15 protein-coding genes are annotated in these 17436 nt (G+C 63.6%); 5 read left to right on the forward strand and 10 right to left on the reverse strand.

The features are described 5' to 3' along the window. Positions 1 to 241 precede the first annotated feature (241 nt). Positions 242 to 490, forward strand: a complete 249-nt coding sequence (locus HPQ62_RS14525) for a type II toxin-antitoxin system VapB family antitoxin (protein ID WP_174803297.1) — start codon at positions 242 to 244, stop codon at positions 488 to 490. Continuing rightward, the gene (locus tag HPQ62_RS14530; RefSeq protein ID WP_174803298.1) at positions 487 to 897 is read left to right on the forward strand and encodes a PIN domain-containing protein; all 411 of its coding nucleotides are present in this window, start codon (positions 487 to 489) and stop codon (positions 895 to 897) included. Before HPQ62_RS14525 ends, HPQ62_RS14530 begins: the two co-directional genes overlap by 4 nt. 7 nt (positions 898 to 904) lie before the next feature. Here HPQ62_RS14530 and HPQ62_RS14535 read toward each other — a convergent pair whose 3' ends face one another. From HPQ62_RS14535 to HPQ62_RS14580, 10 genes are all read right to left on the reverse strand, one after another. Next, entirely contained in the window at positions 905 to 2962 is a 2058-nt protein-coding gene (locus HPQ62_RS14535; RefSeq protein WP_174803299.1) for a bifunctional sugar-binding transcriptional regulator/dihydroxyacetone kinase subunit DhaK, read from the reverse strand. Continuing rightward, complete coding sequence (dhaL, locus tag HPQ62_RS14540; RefSeq protein WP_174803460.1) at positions 2962 to 3621, reverse strand: dihydroxyacetone kinase subunit DhaL; 660 nt, start codon at positions 3619 to 3621, stop codon at positions 2962 to 2964. The genes HPQ62_RS14535 and dhaL (HPQ62_RS14540) overlap by 1 nt, the downstream gene beginning before the upstream one ends. A 73-nt stretch (positions 3622 to 3694) precedes the next feature. Then, positions 3695 to 5446: a dihydroxyacetone kinase subunit DhaL gene (gene dhaL, locus HPQ62_RS14545; RefSeq protein ID WP_206678083.1), complete on the reverse strand. Its 1752-nt coding sequence runs from the start codon at positions 5444 to 5446 to the stop codon at positions 3695 to 3697. A gap of 24 nt (positions 5447 to 5470) precedes the next feature. Then, entirely contained in the window at positions 5471 to 6226 is a 756-nt protein-coding gene (locus tag HPQ62_RS14550) for a GolD/DthD family dehydrogenase (RefSeq protein WP_174803301.1), read from the reverse strand. Between the two features lie 88 nt (positions 6227 to 6314). Continuing rightward, complete coding sequence (locus tag HPQ62_RS14555) at positions 6315 to 7310, reverse strand: substrate-binding domain-containing protein (RefSeq protein WP_174803302.1); 996 nt, start codon at positions 7308 to 7310, stop codon at positions 6315 to 6317. 107 nt (positions 7311 to 7417) lie between these two features. Continuing rightward, positions 7418 to 8443, reverse strand: a complete 1026-nt coding sequence (locus HPQ62_RS14560; RefSeq protein ID WP_425312631.1) for an ABC transporter permease — start codon at positions 8441 to 8443, stop codon at positions 7418 to 7420. Between the two features lie 83 nt (positions 8444 to 8526). Beyond that, positions 8527 to 10005: an ATP-binding cassette domain-containing protein gene (locus HPQ62_RS14565; protein ID WP_174803303.1), complete on the reverse strand. Its 1479-nt coding sequence runs from the start codon at positions 10003 to 10005 to the stop codon at positions 8527 to 8529. A gap of 228 nt (positions 10006 to 10233) precedes the next feature. After that, positions 10234 to 11286 (reverse strand): substrate-binding domain-containing protein, encoded by a 1053-nt coding sequence (locus HPQ62_RS14570; protein ID WP_174803304.1) that lies wholly within the window; start codon positions 11284 to 11286, stop codon positions 10234 to 10236. Positions 11287 to 11392: 106 nt separating this feature from the next. Further along, complete coding sequence (locus HPQ62_RS14575) at positions 11393 to 12445, reverse strand: ABC transporter permease (protein WP_174803305.1); 1053 nt, start codon at positions 12443 to 12445, stop codon at positions 11393 to 11395. Further along, the gene (locus HPQ62_RS14580) at positions 12442 to 13947 is read right to left on the reverse strand and encodes a sugar ABC transporter ATP-binding protein (protein WP_174803306.1); all 1506 of its coding nucleotides are present in this window, start codon (positions 13945 to 13947) and stop codon (positions 12442 to 12444) included. The genes HPQ62_RS14575 and HPQ62_RS14580 overlap by 4 nt, the downstream gene beginning before the upstream one ends. Before the next feature lie 186 nt (positions 13948 to 14133). On the opposite strand from HPQ62_RS14580, the gene mtnK reads away from it, so the two are divergent. From mtnK to HPQ62_RS14595, 3 genes are read left to right on the forward strand one after another with little or no spacing between them, the layout of a single operon-like run. Further along, positions 14134 to 15402, forward strand: coding sequence for an S-methyl-5-thioribose kinase (gene mtnK / locus HPQ62_RS14585; protein ID WP_174803307.1), 1269 nt, complete (start codon positions 14134 to 14136; stop codon positions 15400 to 15402). Beyond that, positions 15399 to 16493 carry an S-methyl-5-thioribose-1-phosphate isomerase gene (gene mtnA, locus HPQ62_RS14590; protein ID WP_174803308.1) on the forward strand — a complete coding sequence of 365 codons (1095 nt, stop codon included), beginning with the start codon at positions 15399 to 15401 and terminating at the stop codon, positions 16491 to 16493. The genes mtnK and mtnA overlap by 4 nt, the downstream gene beginning before the upstream one ends. Positions 16494 to 16498: 5 nt before the next feature. Next, entirely contained in the window at positions 16499 to 17434 is a 936-nt protein-coding gene (locus HPQ62_RS14595) for a transketolase (RefSeq protein ID WP_174803309.1), read from the forward strand. Positions 17435 to 17436: the final 2 nt, after the last annotated feature.

The raw sequence follows: 17436 nt of genomic DNA on the forward strand, positions 1-17436 counted from the left end.
GGCTTGACCCGAGCATCCAGGCGACACTGGAGGCGGCGGCCTGGACCCTCGGGTCAAGCCCCAGGGTGACGCGGGCGGAGGGGACTGAAGAAGACTAACCAGTTTGCTGGAGTTGGCTGTGAGCCGTGAGCGGGTGCCGAACGCCAATAGAACCGCCTTAAGCCAACGCCGAAGCATGGGCTTCCCACCTGCGCGCCCCAGGGCGCCGCATAAGCCTGCGCAACACCAAAGGAGAACGCCAATGGCAGAACCGCAACTCTCCGTCCGAAGCCGCCGCGCCCGCGATCTGGCGCATCATCTGGCGCAGCGGGAAAAGCGCTCGATCGCCGATATCGTCGAACGCGCGCTGGAAATCTATGCCGAGCGGGAAGCGGGGCGCGAGCCGGCGCGGCAGTTCTACACCCGCCTTGCCAGCGACCACGGCACGGATATCGATGTCGACGCGGTGATTGCAGAAAACCGCACGCCACATGACGGGCCGGCGCTGTGATCTTCGTCGACACCAATGTGGTTTCCGAGACGCTGCGGCGCGAACCCGACGCCCGCGTGCTCGACTGGCTCATCCGCCATGACGGAGAGTTGGCGCTACCGAGCGTGGTGATTGCCGAAATTGCCTATGGCATCGCCAAGATCCGCCCCGACCAGCGCGCAAACCGGCTGGAGGAGGGGCTTGCCGCATGGCGTCAGCGCTTTGCCGACCGCATTTTCGGACTCACCGAAACCGCGGCCCTTGCCTATGGCGAGATCATGGGCGCGGCGGCGCGCGCCCGGCGGCCGATGACGGCCCCGGATGGCATGATCGCGGCGATTGCCCGCGTCCATGGCGGCACGCTCGCGACCCGCAACATCAAGGATTTTCAAGAGACCGGCATCGACCTGATCTCGCCCTGGGAGTAGGCCCGTTCTACGATTGCGACAGTGCCACCGACGCGCACGGCGCATCCAGAAGCTCCGCGAGTTCGTCATCGAGATGCATCAGGGATACCGAAACCCCCGCCATGTCGAGCGAGGTGTAATAGCGCCCGACCAGCGAGCGGGTGACCGCGATGCCGTGGGCCTTCAGCCTGCGGCGGATCCGGCCATTGAGGATATAGAGCTCCATATCCGGCGTAGCGCCGAGCGAATTGACCAGCAGCGCCACGCGGTCGCCTTCCTTCGGCAGCATCTCGTCGAGCAGCCGGTCGACCAGGAGATCGGCGGCCTGATCGGCCGTACCGATCGCGGCGCGGGCAATCCCCGGCTCGCCATGGACGCCGACACCGATTTCCATCTCGTCCGGCCCGAGCAGGAAGGTCGGCCTGCGGGTCTCGATCGATGCGCCCGGCTCCAGCGCAAGCCCCATGGTAAAGGTGCGCTGGTTGGCGCGGCGCGTTACCGCCACGCAGGCCTCCAGCGGCAGCATCCGCTCGCAGGCAGCCCCCGCAACCTTGAAGATGAACACATTGCCCGCGACCCCGCGCCGGGTCGCGCGCATCTCGCGCGGGGCAGAGGCGATATCATCGGTCGTCACCACGGCATCGACATCGATGCCCTCGGCGGCGGCCATTTCGGCGGCGATCTCGAAATTCATCACATCGCCGGAGAAATTGCCGAAGATATGCATCACGCCCGCGCCGGCATTGACGGCCCGGGTGCAGGCCAGGATCGGATCGGGGGGAGGGGCGGCAAACACATTGCCGACCACGACGGCATCGGCAAGGCCGGGGCCGACATAGCCGAAAAATCCGGGTTCATGTCCCGCGCCGCCACCGATCACAAGGCCGACCTTGCCGGGGCGCGGGGCATTCACGGAGCGCAGCGCGCGCGGCGCGCCGGGAACCGGCGCCAGGATTTCCGGATGTGCCAGAAGCGCGCTTGAAAGCGTCTCGTCAACGGCATCCTGCGGACGGTTTATGAATTTCTTGGTGTGGACCCGCTCGGGCAGTTGAGGCGCCTTGGCACCCTCCATGCGCTGCGGGCGGATATCGACATTCTCCGAGCGCAATATGCCCCAGGCCGTGTCCACATCGGTCACCAGCACGCTGACATAGCCGCCGCGCAGCGCCGCCAGGATCGCCTGCACCTTGTCGATGCCGCCGGCAACCGCAATGCGCTGCGGAATGGCGCGAAGCGCCGAAAGCTCAATGCCCACCGTGCGGCCATCGAGCGGTCCCGCCACGGGCTCTCCACGGGCATTGATCAGCCGCCCGGCAATGCTGCCGACCGCGGCGTGATAGTGCTCGTTGACATCGACCTTGTCGAAGAAGCCGCTGGTATGGATCGTGCTCTCGGCCCGGAGCGAGGAAATGCCGAGAAGAATCCGGTTTGCCGCGGAGAGAACGGCGAGTTGCTCGGCCAGCACCGGCTCCTCGAACAGCACGTCGCGCACCGCCTGCGACGACAGGATGGCGGGGGAGGAGAGGGGGATGCAGCGCGCATCGAGCGCCTCGGCAAGCCTGGTGGCGCAAGCCTCGGGCGTCCATGGGATCTTTGCCGTGGTGCCGCCGGTTGCCTGCACCACGCGCATGTCCCTGAGATTGACCCGTTCGACCGCATTGGCGATCGACAGCATCGTCCGCCCCCAGGTGACCGCGATCGTATCGCCGGACTGGGCATGAAGCGCCAGCACCTGCGCGCCGGCAGCACCGAGCCGCTCCGTCAGCGTCCGTTCGCCGCCCGAAGAGGGGATCACCAGACAGTCGGCGAGGCCGAAATGTTCCTTGAGGCTCTGGGCAAGCGACAATTGCCGGAATTTTTCCGGCGCGATCTCGATCGACACGATGCCAAGGGTACGGGCATCCGCGAGATAGGCGTTGACTGTCGGCCGCGAAATGCCCATCGCAACCGCGATGTCACCCTGCGTCATGCCTTCTTCGTAATAGAGCCAGGCAGCCCACAACAGCGGATCGCCACCGAACCGCAAGGGAAGCTGGGAACCGGACTGCCTTTCGAGTGCGGTCGCGACGCGCGGTTTTCTGGCCATCAACGGTTCTCTCGCCCGGCTGCCGCAAGAACCCATTCGCGCATTGCATCAATGAGCGCTGCTGCCGAGACTGCACCGGGATCGAGATGGCCGATGGTGCGCGCGCCAAGCCGCGCAGCCCGGCCCTTGGCCGCAACCATGCCCCGGGTGGCTTCCGCGCCTTCCTGTGCTGCAGTCGCCGCACGCTCCATGACGGCGGCAAGCGGCTCGCCCGCCTGCCGCGCATCCCGGATGGCATGGGCCGCGGGAAGCCAGGCATCGAGCATGGTCTTGTCGCCGGGAGAAGCCTTGCCGCGTTCCTCGATCCCTTCGGAAATCCCGAGCAGGATATCGGCAATCCGGTCGAATTCCACGCGCGGCTCGTCGGGCATCGCAAGACCGGCGCGCGTCAGCCCGCTTGCGTAAAGCGGACCGGTGGTGGCACCGACGGCATTGAGGAAGGAGCGCGCCGCACCCGTCAGCGCAATACGCAGCGACGGATGGTCGGCCACATCATGGGTGAGGGCGACGGCTGCTGCGGAAAATCCCTCCGCCATCGCCGTTCCATGGTCGGCATCGCCGATCGCCCCATCGAGCTCTGCAAGGTAATCGCGCTCGTCATTCATGCGCCGCGCAAGGGCGCGAAAAAGGTCGGCGAGGGCATGGCAATCGAGATACATCATAACCGCCATTATGCGGTGAGCATGCGGGCGAGCACAAGCGATTCCTGTGCTCGCCCGCATGGTCCTCTCATCAATCCTGAAGCCGGCGGGAGAAACCGTTTCCAAGCTCGGAGAGGATCATGCAGCAGGAGGTGGCACCGGCGTCAAGCACGCCGCGCGAGCGCTCGCCGAGCCTGCTGGCCCGGCCGATCCGCGCAACGAGATCGACGGTCGAGTCGCGGCCTTTCTCGGCGGCTTCCGCCATCTTCGAAAGGGCAGGGGAGAACCCTTCCGCCTTTGCCGCATCGAAGGCTTCAACGGCCGGCACCAGGGTGTCGATCAGCGTCTTGTCGCCAACCTTCGCCGAACCGGTCGAGCGGACGCCTGCGAGCCCGGCATTCAGCATCACCGAAAACGCATCCGCGTCGATCGCCGTGCGGCCCTCGATCGAGGCCGCCATCTCCTGGAACATCAGACCGTAAAGCGGGCCCATCGAGCCGCCGATTTCGGACATCAGCACGTCGGACAGCACGTTCATCGCAGCATCGATCGTCATGTCAGCAGCGGCAATGCGCTCGGCGGCCCGGCCAAAGCCCTTGGCCATGTTGATGCCGTGGTCGCCATCGCCGATCTTGCCGTCGATTTCCGAAAGCCATGCCTTGTTCTCGACGATGACCGCGGCAACTTCCTCGATGATCGCGGCATTGCCGGCATTTTTCACCGAGGGGCCTTTGATGGTTTCGGCGGCACGCGGCATGGCGGTTTCCGTCTCGGTCACCTCTTCACGCACCGTTGCCGATGTCTTGACGGCGGCGGCCCTGTGCAGTTCTGGCGCGGCATCACCTGTCTGGCTGAAGCCTGGAGCTGTGGCTTCCATGTCGAGCAGCGCCTTCATCTCGTCATCAAGCACCATCACCGAGAGCGTGGCGCCGATCATTTCGAGCGAGGTGAAGTAATTGCCGACATAGGCGCGGTAGACATTGGCCCCGCGCGCTTCGATCTCCTGCTCCATACGATCATAGAGCACATAGAGTTCGTTGACCGGCGTCGCACCGAGACCGGAAACCAGCACTGCGACCTCGCTGCCCTCCGGCAGATCATGATCGTCCATCACGATCTTGACCATGTCGGCGGCAACGGCATTCGCCTGCTTCAGGGGTTCGACGCGGGTGCCCGGCTCGCCGTGATGGCCGATACCGACCTCCATTGTGCCAGCCTCGATCTGAAAATTCGGATGGCCGACGGCGGGCAGCGTGCAGGGGCCGAGACCGACGCCGACGGAGCGCACGCTGTCGATCGCCTTCTGGGCAGCGGCCTGCACCTCTTTCAACGAACCACCCTTGGCTGCAACCGCGCCGGCGATCTTCCACATGAAGATTTCGCCCGCAACGCCGCGGCGCTTTTCGCGCTCGGAAAGGGGCGCCGAGCAGACATCGTCATTGGCGACCACGGTCGCCACTTCGATCCCATCCTTTTCCACCATTGCGGCGGCCATTTTGACGTTCATGTTGTCGCCGGCATAATTGCCATAGAGCACCGCAACACCCGCGCCGCCATTGGCGGCCCGCATCGCATCGGCAAAGCTCTTGGCAGTCGGCGAGGAGAACAGTTCGCCCACGGCAACGGCATCGACCATGTTGCGGCCGGTATAACCGATGAAGGCCGGCTCATGGCCGGAGCCACCGCCGGTGACGATGCCGACCTTGCCGGAAACCGGCGCTGCCTGCGATACGATCACGCGCGGATTTTCGGGGTCGACGCGGACCAGATCACGATGGGCTTTGACGAAACCGGCAACGGTTTCATCGACCAGATCGTCCGGGTTGTTGATAAATCTCTGCATGGAAGCGACCCTATCGTTCATCATTCACCGCACGGTATATCCGCCGTCGACCAGAAGGTCGGCGCCGTTGATCATGGCTGCCTCATCGGAGGCGAGGAAGACGGCAGCGGCGGCAATTTCTTCCGGCTCGGCAAAACGCCCACTCGGGATCTGCGCCTTCATGGCCTCGCCCTTTTCGCCTTCCCAGGCCTTGCGGCCAAGATCGGTCATCACGACCGTGGGCGAAATCGAATTGGCGGTAATGCCGTGCTTGCCCCATTCAAGCGCCAGTGTCTTGGTGACGCCGATGACGGCAAACTTGGTGGCGCAATAGGCCACATGGCCTTCGATGGCGACGGAACCCGCCTGGCTTGCCAGGTTGACGATCCGTCCGCCTTTGCCTGCGGCGATCATCGCGCGGCCAACGCTCTGGCACATCAGATAGGTGCCGGTGAGATTGACGGCGATGGTGCGGTCCCAGGCAGCGCGCGAAAGATCCTCGGCCGGCGCCAGATCGACGATGCCGGCGGAATTCACCAGAATGTCGATGTCGCCAAGCTCAGCCTTCACATCGGCAATCGCCTTTTCGATGCTGTCGCTGTCGGTGACGTTGCACGCATAGGCCTTGGCGCCGGAAAGTTCCCCGGCCATGGCGCTCGCCGCATCGCGGTTCATGTCGAGAATGGCGACGCGCGCGCCCTTCGCGGCAAAGGCTGTGGCAATCGCCGCGCCGATGCCGGATGCCGCACCGGTGACGACGGCAACCTTGCCGGCAAGTGAAAATTCAGGGGAAGACGCCATGGACACGTCCTTTCTTATGGCTGCTGTGGCGGCCGGGCCGCGACGGGTGCGCCTGCGGCCGGCAAGGGCCGCAGGCAAGTCTCAATGCTTACTGACGCTCTTTCAGGAGTTCGTCGACATTGTCAGCCGTGACCGGCGTCCACGGAACGTTGTACTGCTTGGATTCGCCGTTGTTCCACTGCATCTGCGGATACTTTTCCCAGATACCGGAGGTCGGCTCGTAATCAGGATTGACGGCCTTGATGGCAACGTCGATCGCGCCGAGCGCCTGGGCCTGGCCGTCCTGCAGGATCGAGTGCATGTCGCCGCGCTTGACGGCTTCGAGCGCATCGGTCACGCCGTCGACGCCGGCAATCGAGAAGTCGCTGACATTGAGGCCGGCGGCCTTGATGGCTTCGATCGCGCCAAGGGCCATCTCATCGTTCTGGGCGATCACGCCCTTGATGTCGCTGCCATGGGCGGTCAGCCAGTTTTCCATCAGCGACTGAGCTTCGGCGCGGCTCCAGTTGGCGGTCTGCTGTTCCAGAACCTTCACGCCGTCGCCGCATTCGGCGAGCGCCTTCTCATTGCCTTCGCCGCGCTGGATCTGCGCGGACTGGCCGATCGGGCCTTCGATGACGACCACATCGCCCGAGCAGCTGATGTCGTCGAGAACGGCCTTGGCTTCGAGATAACCGGCTTCCACGTCGTCGGAGCCGACATAGGAGGTCAGCAGATCGGAGTTGACCTGGGTGTTGGAGCCAACGACCGGAATGCCTTCATCGGCGGCGGCCTGAACGGCGGTGGCACCGGCTTCGATGTCGATCGGGACGAAAACGATGGCGTCAAAACCCTGGGTGATCATGGTTTCGAACTGTTCCTGCTGGACCAGCGCATCGTAGCGGCCGTCGAAGATGGTGAGGTCGACCGTGCCGTCCTTTACCGACGGATGGTTCTCGGCGGCGTTCGCCCAGAGCTGCATGAACTCGGCATTGAGGCCGTAAACGGCCGCGCCGATCTTCAGCGGATCCTGCGCGCTTGCGGTGGTGGCGGCAAATGCCGCGCCGACGAGGGCGGTGGTTGCGAGGATATTACGCAGTTTCATGTCGGGTTTCCTCCCTTAGGTGACATGTGGATTGCCTATGCCGCGACTTTTCTAAGATCGGGGATGCGGCATCATTAACCGGCAAAGCCGGATCTCTTGGCGAGGCCTCAGGCCTCGCTCTTGCGGGAACGGTCCAGCATCACGGCGGCGACGATCAGCGCGCCCTTGATGACCTGCTGGTAGTAGGATTCGACGCCAAGCAGATCGAGACCATTGTTCATCACGCCGATCAGCAGCGCGCCAATGACCGTACCGCTGACGCGGCCGATACCGCCGGAGAGGCTGGTGCCGCCGATGACGACTGCTGCGATCGCATCCAGCTCATAGGCAACGCCTGCCTGCGGCAGCGCAGAACCGGTGCGGGCGGCGAGTACCATGCCGGCAAGGCCTGCAAGCGCGCCGGAAATGACATAGACCAGGAAGCGGATGCGGTTGACACTGAGGCCGGAGACCTTGGCAGCGTGCGGATTGCCGCCGACGGCATAGATATGGCGGCCGAACTTGGTGCTGGTCAGCACGAAATGGGCGATCAGGAAGACGGCAGCAAACAGGATGATCGGAACCGGAAGACCGAACACGTCGCCGGTACCGATCCAGCGATAGCCATCGGTCAGCGCCGGGATCGGCCGACCGCCGGAATAGATCAGGGTCAGCCCGCGCGCTGCCGAAAGCATGCCGAGCGTGGCAACGAAGGCGGGTACCGAAAACCGCGCAACGGCCGTACCCGAGATCGCGCCCATGGCAATGCCCGCGCCGAGACCGACGAGGATCGCGAGCGGCGCGATATAGGGCGTTCCGGGAATGAAGGCCGCCGATGATGTGGTGGCGAACGAGGCGGAGACCACGCCGGCAAGGGCGACCACCGAGCCGACCGACAGATCGATGCCGCGCGTCAGGATGACAAAGGTCATGCCGATGGCGAGAATGCCGTTGATCGAGGTCTGGCGCAGCACGTTGACGATATTGCGCGGGCTGAGGAAGTTCTCGCTGACAACGGAAAGCACGATGCAGACGAGGATCAGCGCAATCAGGATGCCGTAGCGCTGCGCGATGGGGCCCAGCCGCTCGGTAATCGTGCGCTGCTGTTCCGTTCCGGCGCCGGCCGGGGTTTTGGCATTCTGGGTCTCTGTCAACGTCTGGTCCTCCCCGCTTGACGGGTCATCCGCGGGTGCGAGGTCGGCACATCGAGCGCCGTCCCCGTCCCGCGACACTTTTTCTAGGCTGCGAGATGCAGCAGTTTCTCGGCGGAAAGTTCCGCCCTGTCGAGCGCGCCGGCAACCCGGCCATCACGCATCACGATCGCGCGATCGGCCATGCCGAGCACCTCGTCGGTTTCGGAAGAAATCATGATCACGGTTCCGCCGGCCTTGGCGAAATCGGACATGACGCGGTAGATTTCCCGCTTGGCGCCGACATCGACGCCGCGGGTGGGTTCATCGAGAAGCAGCACGCTCGGCTCCGTCAGGAACCATTTTCCGAGCACGACCTTCTGCTGGTTGCCGCCCGAAAGGCTCGACACGCCAAGCTTCAGCGATGCGGTCTTGATGTTGAGCGTATCGACCATGCGGTCGGCGGCTTCCGTTTCAGCCTTCGCCTTCATCATCAGCGGCGTCGACATCCGGTCGAGCGTGGCAAGGCACAGGTTTTCACGGACATCCCCGGTCAGAACCAGGCCCGAACCCTTGCGGTCTTCGGTCACGTAAGCGAGCCCTGCGGCAATCGCCTCGGACGGTCGCGTGATGGTCTTCTTCTCGCCATTAACCTCGATCGTGCCCTCGGTTTCATCGGAGAGACCGAAGAGCCGGTCGAAGATCTCGCTGCGCCCGGATCCCATCAGCCCGTAAAGCGCCAGGATCTCGCCGCGATGGGCCTTGAAGGAAACGTCGCGCACGCCATGGGCTGCTGACAGGCCCGTTACCGAAAGCGTCGCCTCGGCGCCCGGCGCGTTGTCCTTGACGAATTCTTCCGACAGCGGCCGTCCGACGATCAGGCTGATCAGCTTGTCCTTGTCGATATCGGCAAGCGCGCCATCCTCGATGAAGCGGCCATCGCGGAAAACGGTATAGCTGTCGCAGATGGTGAAGATTTCCGAGAGCCGGTGGCTGACATAGATAACGCCCTTGCCGCGCGCCTTCAGCGTCTTGACCGCCGCGAACAGCTGGTCGGCTTCGGCCTCGCCGAGCGCCGATGTCGGCTCGTCCATGATGATGACTTCGGCATCATAGGAAAGCGCCTTGGCGATTTCGACGAGCTGGGTCTGGGCGACCGTCAGATCCATCATCATGTCGGTGGCGCGGATGGTGAATTTCAGCCCGTCAAGCAGCTCCTGCGCACGGGCGTTCATGGTCTTGAAATCGATGCGCCCGAAGGCACCGCTCGGCTCGCGGCCGAGGAAAATGTTTTCAGCAACCGTCATTGCCGGAACCGGGCTCAGCTCCTGCTCGATGATGGAAATGCCATTGGCGAGCGCCTCGCCGGGGGATGAGAACTGGACGGGCTTGCCATTGCGCTTGATCGTGCCGCGATCGCGCGGCTGGATTCCCATGACGATTTTGAGGAAAGTGGACTTGCCGGCGCCGTTGCCGCCGCAAAGCGCATGCACCGATCCCGGCATCAGCCGGAATGCGCCATCGATGAGCGCGGGCACCCCGGAAAACGACTTTCCGAGACCATGCACCTCAAGCAAAGCCTGCACGACAATTCCTCCCATTCACGCCTGTCGAACTAATGTAAAACCAAGTTCGACAATTGTCTTTTAGCGGGAGTCGCAACCAGATGTCAAACGTCTTCTGACATTTTTAAAGCGGCCCTTTGCAATTGTTGTATTGCAAAGGGCCGCTGCCTGAGGGAGGCTAGTTCTGAGAACGAAAAAACCCCGGCAGGGCCGGGGTTTTCCATGGTCAAGACTGGCTTTTGCAAGCGGCTACTGACGGTCGGGCAGGGGCATCCAGTCCGGCGTGGCGACATCGGCATGGGCGAAGGCGGGCAGCTTTTCGCTGAGCTGCTGCATGTTCTCGATATCGCCATCGAGCAGCGCCTGCTGGGTAATCAGGGTCGGCGGCACGACCACGTTGTGGCCGGGATCCTCACCGGCAATCATCATGGCGAGCGCACGCACCGAGACCTCGCCGACGACGGCGGGATTGGTGGCAGCGGTCGCCATCCAGGCACTGCCCGGCTCGCGCATGGCGGCGATATCGGAGGTCGACACGTCGGCGGAATAGATCTTGATCGAATCCGACATGCCGGCCTCATCAACGGCGATCTTCACGCCCTTGGCGAATTCGTCATAGGGCGCGAACATGACGGTGATGGTCGGGTTTGCCGACAGAACCGACCGGGCCTGGTTGGCAACCGAGTTTGCAATCGGGTTGTCGAGCGTGCCAAAGGTCGCGACCTCGTCGATGCCCGGATATTTTTCCTTGAATTCCTGCCAGACCTCGTCGCGGCGGTCGAGCGGCGCGATGCCGGGAACATAGACATAGCCGGCCGTGAACGAATCGCCATTGTCCTTGATCGCCTGCTCGAGCGCGAGGCGAGCCAGATCGTGGTCCGACTGCTCGATCTGCGGGATCGCATCGTTTTCGACGTTCACGTCGAAGGCAACCACATCAATGCCGGCATCGACGGCGCGCTGGGCGGCTTCGCGCATGCTTTCCGTCAGCCCGTGCTGGATGATGATGCCGTCAACGCCAAGTGCGATCGCCTGATCGACCATATCCGCCTGAAGGGCAGCATCCTGACGGCTGTCGAGAACGCGCAGGTCGATGCCGAGCGCCTTCGACTGGGCCTCGACACCTGCCAGATAGGACTGGAAGAAGTCGCCCGTGGAGAGGTAGCGCACCAGCGCGATGGTGACATCCTCCGGCTTGTCGAAGGGTGCCGGCATGTCGGCGGCAAACGCTGCCGGTACAGCGGTGGCGGAGATAAGGGCGCCAGCCGCCATCATGTTGAACAGTCTGCGTGTGATTTTCATATTCTCATTCCTCCAAGTCTGAGATCCAGATCATGTGCGCCTCCTCCCGAGGGCCTGATACCGGCGCCAGTATCAGCTCCCGACGCGGGCGGTTGCCCGCGCTTATTCAATGCTTGTGCCGGGTCGACAGCGCGAAGGTGAAGACCAGCGCGATCACCAGCACCGCACCCTTGACGAAATCCTGCGTGTAATAGGGTGCATTCATCATCGTCAGCCCCTGCAACAGGATGCCGACGAACAGCGCGCCGATGGCCGTGCCGAAGGCATTCGGCTTGGCGGCGCCGAGAACTGCAAAGCCGATCAGCGCGGCGGCGACCGCATCGAGCAGGAGATTGTTGCCGGAAGCGATATCGCCGCGTCCGAGCCGGGCCGCCAGCAGAATGCCGCCGATCGAGGCAAACTCGGCCGAGATCACATAGGCGAGGATCTTGTACCCATTGACCGGGGCGCCAGCGAGAGCGGCAGCGCGCTCGTTGGAGCCGACCGCATACATCATCCGCCCGAACCGGGTGAACTCCAGGAAAAACCAGATCAGGATCGCAAGCACGATCAGGACAACCACCGAAACCGGCACCAGATTGGGCAGAATGAGGTCGAAGCGATGACGGCCGAGCGCCAGAAAGGCCGCGCTGAAAGCGCCTTCCGCCTGCGAACCGTCCGGCAGGGTCATGCCGGTCGCAATCGAGCGGCCTTCGGTCGGAATGCGCTGCAGCCCGAGCAGCAGGAACATCATGCCGAGCGTGGCCAACAGATCGGGCACGCGGCCATAGACGATGAGAATCCCGTTGATCAGGCCGATCAGGCCGCCGATCACCAGGCAGACGGCGACGGCCTCGAAGGCATTGCCGCCCATCACCACCATCACATAGGACGACGCCATCAGCGCCGTGGTCGCAACCGAGCCGATCGAGAGGTCAAATCCGCCGACGACGAGGGTGGCGGTGACGCCGAGCGCCAGAATGCCGGTGATGGAGACCGACTGCAGGATAAAGACCGCGCTCTGCGGCGAGGCAAAGCCCTTGGCGGAGATCGAGAACACGAGAATCAGCGCGAACAGAAGCGCCAGAAAGCCGTATTTGATGGCAAGCGCGCGTGCGCCGCCGCTGGTCTTTTTCGGCTTGGCCGCAGCGGCTGCAGGGGCGGTGTCGTTATGGGTCATTGGCTCACCATTTCCAGACGCCCGGCGATCTGGGCGAGAAGTGTATCGAGGTCGATTTCAAGGTTGCGATGCTCGCCGACGATCGTGTGTTCCGACATCACCAGAATGCGGTCGGCGATCTCGAAGGCTTCGTCGAGTTCGGTCAGGAAGACGATGGTTGCCCGGCCGGCCGCCGACTGACGCAGCGTCGAGGCGATATCGCGCCGGGCAGCAATGTCCACGCCCTGGAACGGCTCGTCGAGCACGAGCAGGCGGGCATCCTGGCTGAGCCAGCGCCCGACCATCACCTTCTGCTGGTTGCCGCCGGAAAGCGTCTGCATCTGGTCGCGCTCGGTGCGGCAGACGACATTCAGACCGGCAATCTGGTCGCGGGCTTGCGCCTTTTCGCGCGACCGGCTCATCACGCCGAACGATGACAGACGCTTCAGGAACGGCAGGCTGATATTCTCGTAAATGTTGAAGTCGGGCACGATACCGCTGACCGCGCGATCCTTGGCAACCAGGAAGACGCCATCGGCGATCGCGGCACCCGGATTCTTGGGCGCATAGGGACGCCCTTCGAGCGTCATGCTGCCGCCATGGGGGCGGCGCGCGCCGAACAGCGTTTCGGCAAGCACCGTCTTGCCGACGCCGACCAGACCGGTGACAGCCACCACCTCGCCCTCGAGGAGCGCCAGCGAGAACGGCTTGCGGTTGGGCGCGATCACGAGGTTTTCGGCCGAAAACACCTCCGGCCCGCCGTCGCGGACATCGACATGGCCCTGGCCGATGGTGCGGCCCAGCATGGCATCGACGGCGCCCTTGTAATCGAGCTCCGGCCCCTCGAACACGCCGGAAATCCGCCCGTCGCGCAGCGCGACGATGGTATCGGCGAGCCGGCGGATGTCGGACATGCGGTGGGAAATATAGAGGATCGCGACGCCATCGGCGCGCAGCCGGTCGAGCAGCGCAAACAGTCGGTCAGCCTCGGCACTCGACAGCGACGATGTCGGCTCGTCGAGAATCAGCACGCGCGGCTTGTGCGCCATGGCGCGGGCAATCGCGACCATCTGCCGGTCGGCAAGCGAGAGATCCGAGACCTTGGCGGAAAGATCGAGCGAGAGCCCCATGGCCTCGGCGACGCGACGCGCCTGCCGGCGTACCTTGTAGGGATTGAAGAACATCGAAGCGCCGCGACCCGACAGGCGGTCGAGCACGAGATTGGTCGCGACATCGAGATCGGCGGCCACGCCGTCATTGATGTTCTGGTGAACGGTGACGACACCGGCGGCAATCGCCTCGGCGGGTGTTGCCGGAGTAAAGGGCTTGCCTGCAAGCGAAATGGTGCCGCTGTCGGGCCGGTAAAGCCCGGTGACGGTGCGCACGAGCGTCGACTTGCCGGCGCCATTGGCGCCCATCAGCACGGTCACGGCGCCAGCGCAAAGGTCGAGATCGACCCCATCCAGCACCTGGATAGGCCCGAACGCCTTGCGCAGCCCGTTGATACGGAACACTGCGGTCATGAATTTCAACTCCTCCCGCCATCATCCTAGGAGCGGAAATCATCAAATGTCAACAGCAATGACATTTGACAGAAAAACGAAATAGCAAATGTCATTAGTGTTGACAAATGACAGCGTGCGACGCTAGCGTGATCGAAAGCCCTGCGGAAGCGCGACATCGCAAGGGCGCATTTGGGAGGATGTTCTATGGCGCTGGAAGAGGCCTTTGAGGCACTGGAACCCGCAACCCTGCCGTCGCGGTTGGGCGGGCTGAAGGTGTTGACCGAAAAGCTGGGAGAGCCGTCAGGCTGGCAGGTTCGCGAGGTCGGCGACGGCAATCTGAACCTCGTGTTCATCGTCGAGGGCGGCGGCAGCGCCATGATCGTCAAGCAGGCGCTGCCCTATGTGCGCCTTGTCGGCGAGGGCTGGCCGCTGCCGCTGAAGCGCTCCTTCTTCGAATATAATGCGCTGATCCGCCAGGCCGCGCGCGCGCCCGGTTCCGTGCCGGAGGTTTTTCACTTCGACGAGGCGCAGGCGATCATCGTTCAGGAATTCCTGACGCCCCATATCATCCTGCGCCGGGCGCTGATCGAAGGCGAGAACCTGCCGAAGATCGGCCCCGATCTCGGCCTGTTCATGGCCCGCACGCTGTTCAGGGGCTCGGACCTTTCGATGAAGGCGGTCGCGCGCAAGAAGGACATGGCGCTGTTTTCCGAGAATGACGCGCTCTGCGACATTACCGAATCCCTCGTGTTCACCGATCCCTATTACGATGCCGACATGAACAGCCACACCACGCCCGAACTTGACGGCGTCGTGGCAAGGCTGCGCGCCGACCGGGACCTGAAGGTGGCGGCACAGGACATGAAGCTTGCTTTCGTGACCCGCGCGGAAACCATGCTCCACGGCGACCTGCACACCGGCTCGATCATGGTGACGGCAGACGAGACAAGGGTGATCGATCCCGAATTCGCCTTCTACGGCCCCATGGCCTTCGATGTCGGCATGCTGCTTGCCAATTTCTGGATGAGCTATTTCTCCCAGCGTGGCCATGAGCAGGAAGGATCGCGCGACGCCATGCGCGCCTTCCTGCTCGACACGATCTCGACCACATGGGCCGTGTTCCGCGACGAGTTTGCCCGCCTGTGGCGCGAGGAGCGCACCGGCATTCTCTATCAGCGCAGCCTTTACGAGGACCAGGGCGACAGCCTGGGCGCGGAACAGGCGCTGGACGCCTTCCTGCATGCGCTGTTCGAAGACATGCTCGGCTTTGCCGGCGTCGAGATCCATCGCCGCATTCTGGGTCTTGCCCACAACGCCGACTTCGAAACCATCGCCGATCGCGCGCAGAAGGCCCGTTCGGAGACGGCGGCGCTCGAATTCGGCCGCCACATCGCCGTCAACCGCCGCCACATCAGCAGCCTTGACGCTTTGGAAAGACTGGCCATGCGGCTTGAAGAGGAGAGCGCCCGATGAAGGTTGGCGACAAGCATTACCGCACGATCTGGCTGAACGAGGATGGCCGCTCCGTTGATATCATCGACCAGCGCTGGTTGCCCCATGATTTCCGGATCGTTACGCTTTCAACGGTCGAGGCGGTCGCGACCGCGATTTCCGACATGTGGGTGCGCGGCGCCCCTCTGATCGGCGTCACCGCGGCCTATGGCGTGGCAATCGCCATGCTCGATGATCCGTCGGACGACAATCTCGACGCCACCTGGGACAGGCTGCACGAAACCCGGCCCACCGCCATCAACCTCAAATGGGCGCTGGACGAGATGCGCAAGACGCTCCGTCCTGTTGCGCCCGAAAAGCGCGCCGAGGCGGCTTACGCCCGCGCGGCCGAAATTGCGGACGAAGACGTGGCGCTCAACCGCGCCATCGGCGGTCACGGACTTGAGATTATCAAGAAGATCGCAGCCGGCAAGAAGCCCGGCGAGCCGGTGAACATCCTGACCCATTGCAATGCCGGCTGGCTTGCAACCGTCGACTACGGCACGGCGACCGCGCCGGTCTATCTCGCGATGGAAGCAGGCATTCCGGTCCATGTCTTCGTCGACGAAACCCGCCCGCGCAACCAGGGCGCCCAGCTGACCGCGTGGGAGATGAACGGCCACGGCGTGCCGCACGATCTGATCGTCGACAATGCCGGCGGCCATCTGATGCAGCATGGCGAGATCGACATGGTGATCGTCGGCACGGACCGCACCACCGCGTCGGGCGATGTCTGCAACAAGATCGGCACCTATCTGAAGGCGCTGGCGGCAAAGGACAACGGGGTGCCGTTCTACGTCGCCCTGCCGTCACCGACCATCGACTGGACCGTCAATGACGGCGTTTCCGAGATCCCGATCGAGGAGCGGAGCGGCGACGAGGTCAGCTTCGTTCAGGGTGAAAATGCCGAGGGCGCGATCATTTCCGTCCGGATTTCGCCCAAGGGCACGCCCGCGCGCAATCCGGCCTTCGACGTCACGCCTGCCAGGCTCGTGACCGGCCTGATCACCGAGCGCGGCGTTGCCGAGGCGTCTGCCGAAGGTCTTGCCCGGCTGTTTGAGAAAGAGAATTGAGACCCATGCCCCTGACCAACCAGAAATCGACCGAGGACGTCGCGCACGGTATCCGCAAGCGCGTGTTCCTGCACACGATGCGCAACAATGGCGGCTATCTGAGCCAGGCCTGTTCGGCCGCCGAAAGCCTTGCCTTTCTCTATAACGAGGCGCTCAATCTCGGAGCGCCGACGCTGCCGCCCGTGCCGAAGCCCTTTGCCGGCGTGCCTTCGGCCGATAATCCGGATGCCTTTACCGGCGCCGGTTATCACGGCCCCTTCGGCCCGGATTACGACCGCTTCTTCGTCTCGCCCGCCCATTATGCGCTGGTGATCTATTCCGCGCTGATCGAGATGGGGCGCATGGACGAGAACGCGCTCGACCATTTCAACAAGGATGGCGGCTCGGTGGAAATGATCGGGGCCGAGCACTCTCCCGGCATGGAAGTCACCACCGGCTCGCTGGCGCAGGGCCTTTCCATGGCCTCCGGTGTTGCCTTTGCCCGCAAGCGCGCGGGCGAAAAGGGCAAGGTCTGGGTCTACATGTCGGACGGCGAGTTCCAGGAGGGCCAGACCTGGGAGTGCATTTCCAACATGCGCCACCACGGCATCGACAACATCCGCGTCATCGTCGACGTCAACAACCAGCAATGCGACGGCGCCATGGCCTCGGTGCAGGAACTGGTCAATCTGCCGGAGCGCATCACGGCCTTCGGCGCCACCTGCCGCTCGATCAACGGTCATGATCTCGAGGCCATGCGAGACGCGGCGGCAAGCGCCGAGCCCGGCAAGCCGCTGATCATCCTTGCCAATACCTCGCCCTATCAGGGCATGGATTTTCTCAAGAAGCGCTTCCCGCGCCTTCATTACGTCCGCTTCAAGAGCGAGGCCGAGCGCGTCGAGATGCGCGATGCGCTGGCCGCCGAACTTGGCGTCGACATGCAAGAAATCGAAAAGGCCTGATC

The sequence above is a fragment of the Martelella limonii genome (assembly GCF_013344475.1).
GTDB classification, from domain to species: Bacteria; Pseudomonadota; Alphaproteobacteria; order Rhizobiales; family Rhizobiaceae; genus Martelella; species Martelella limonii.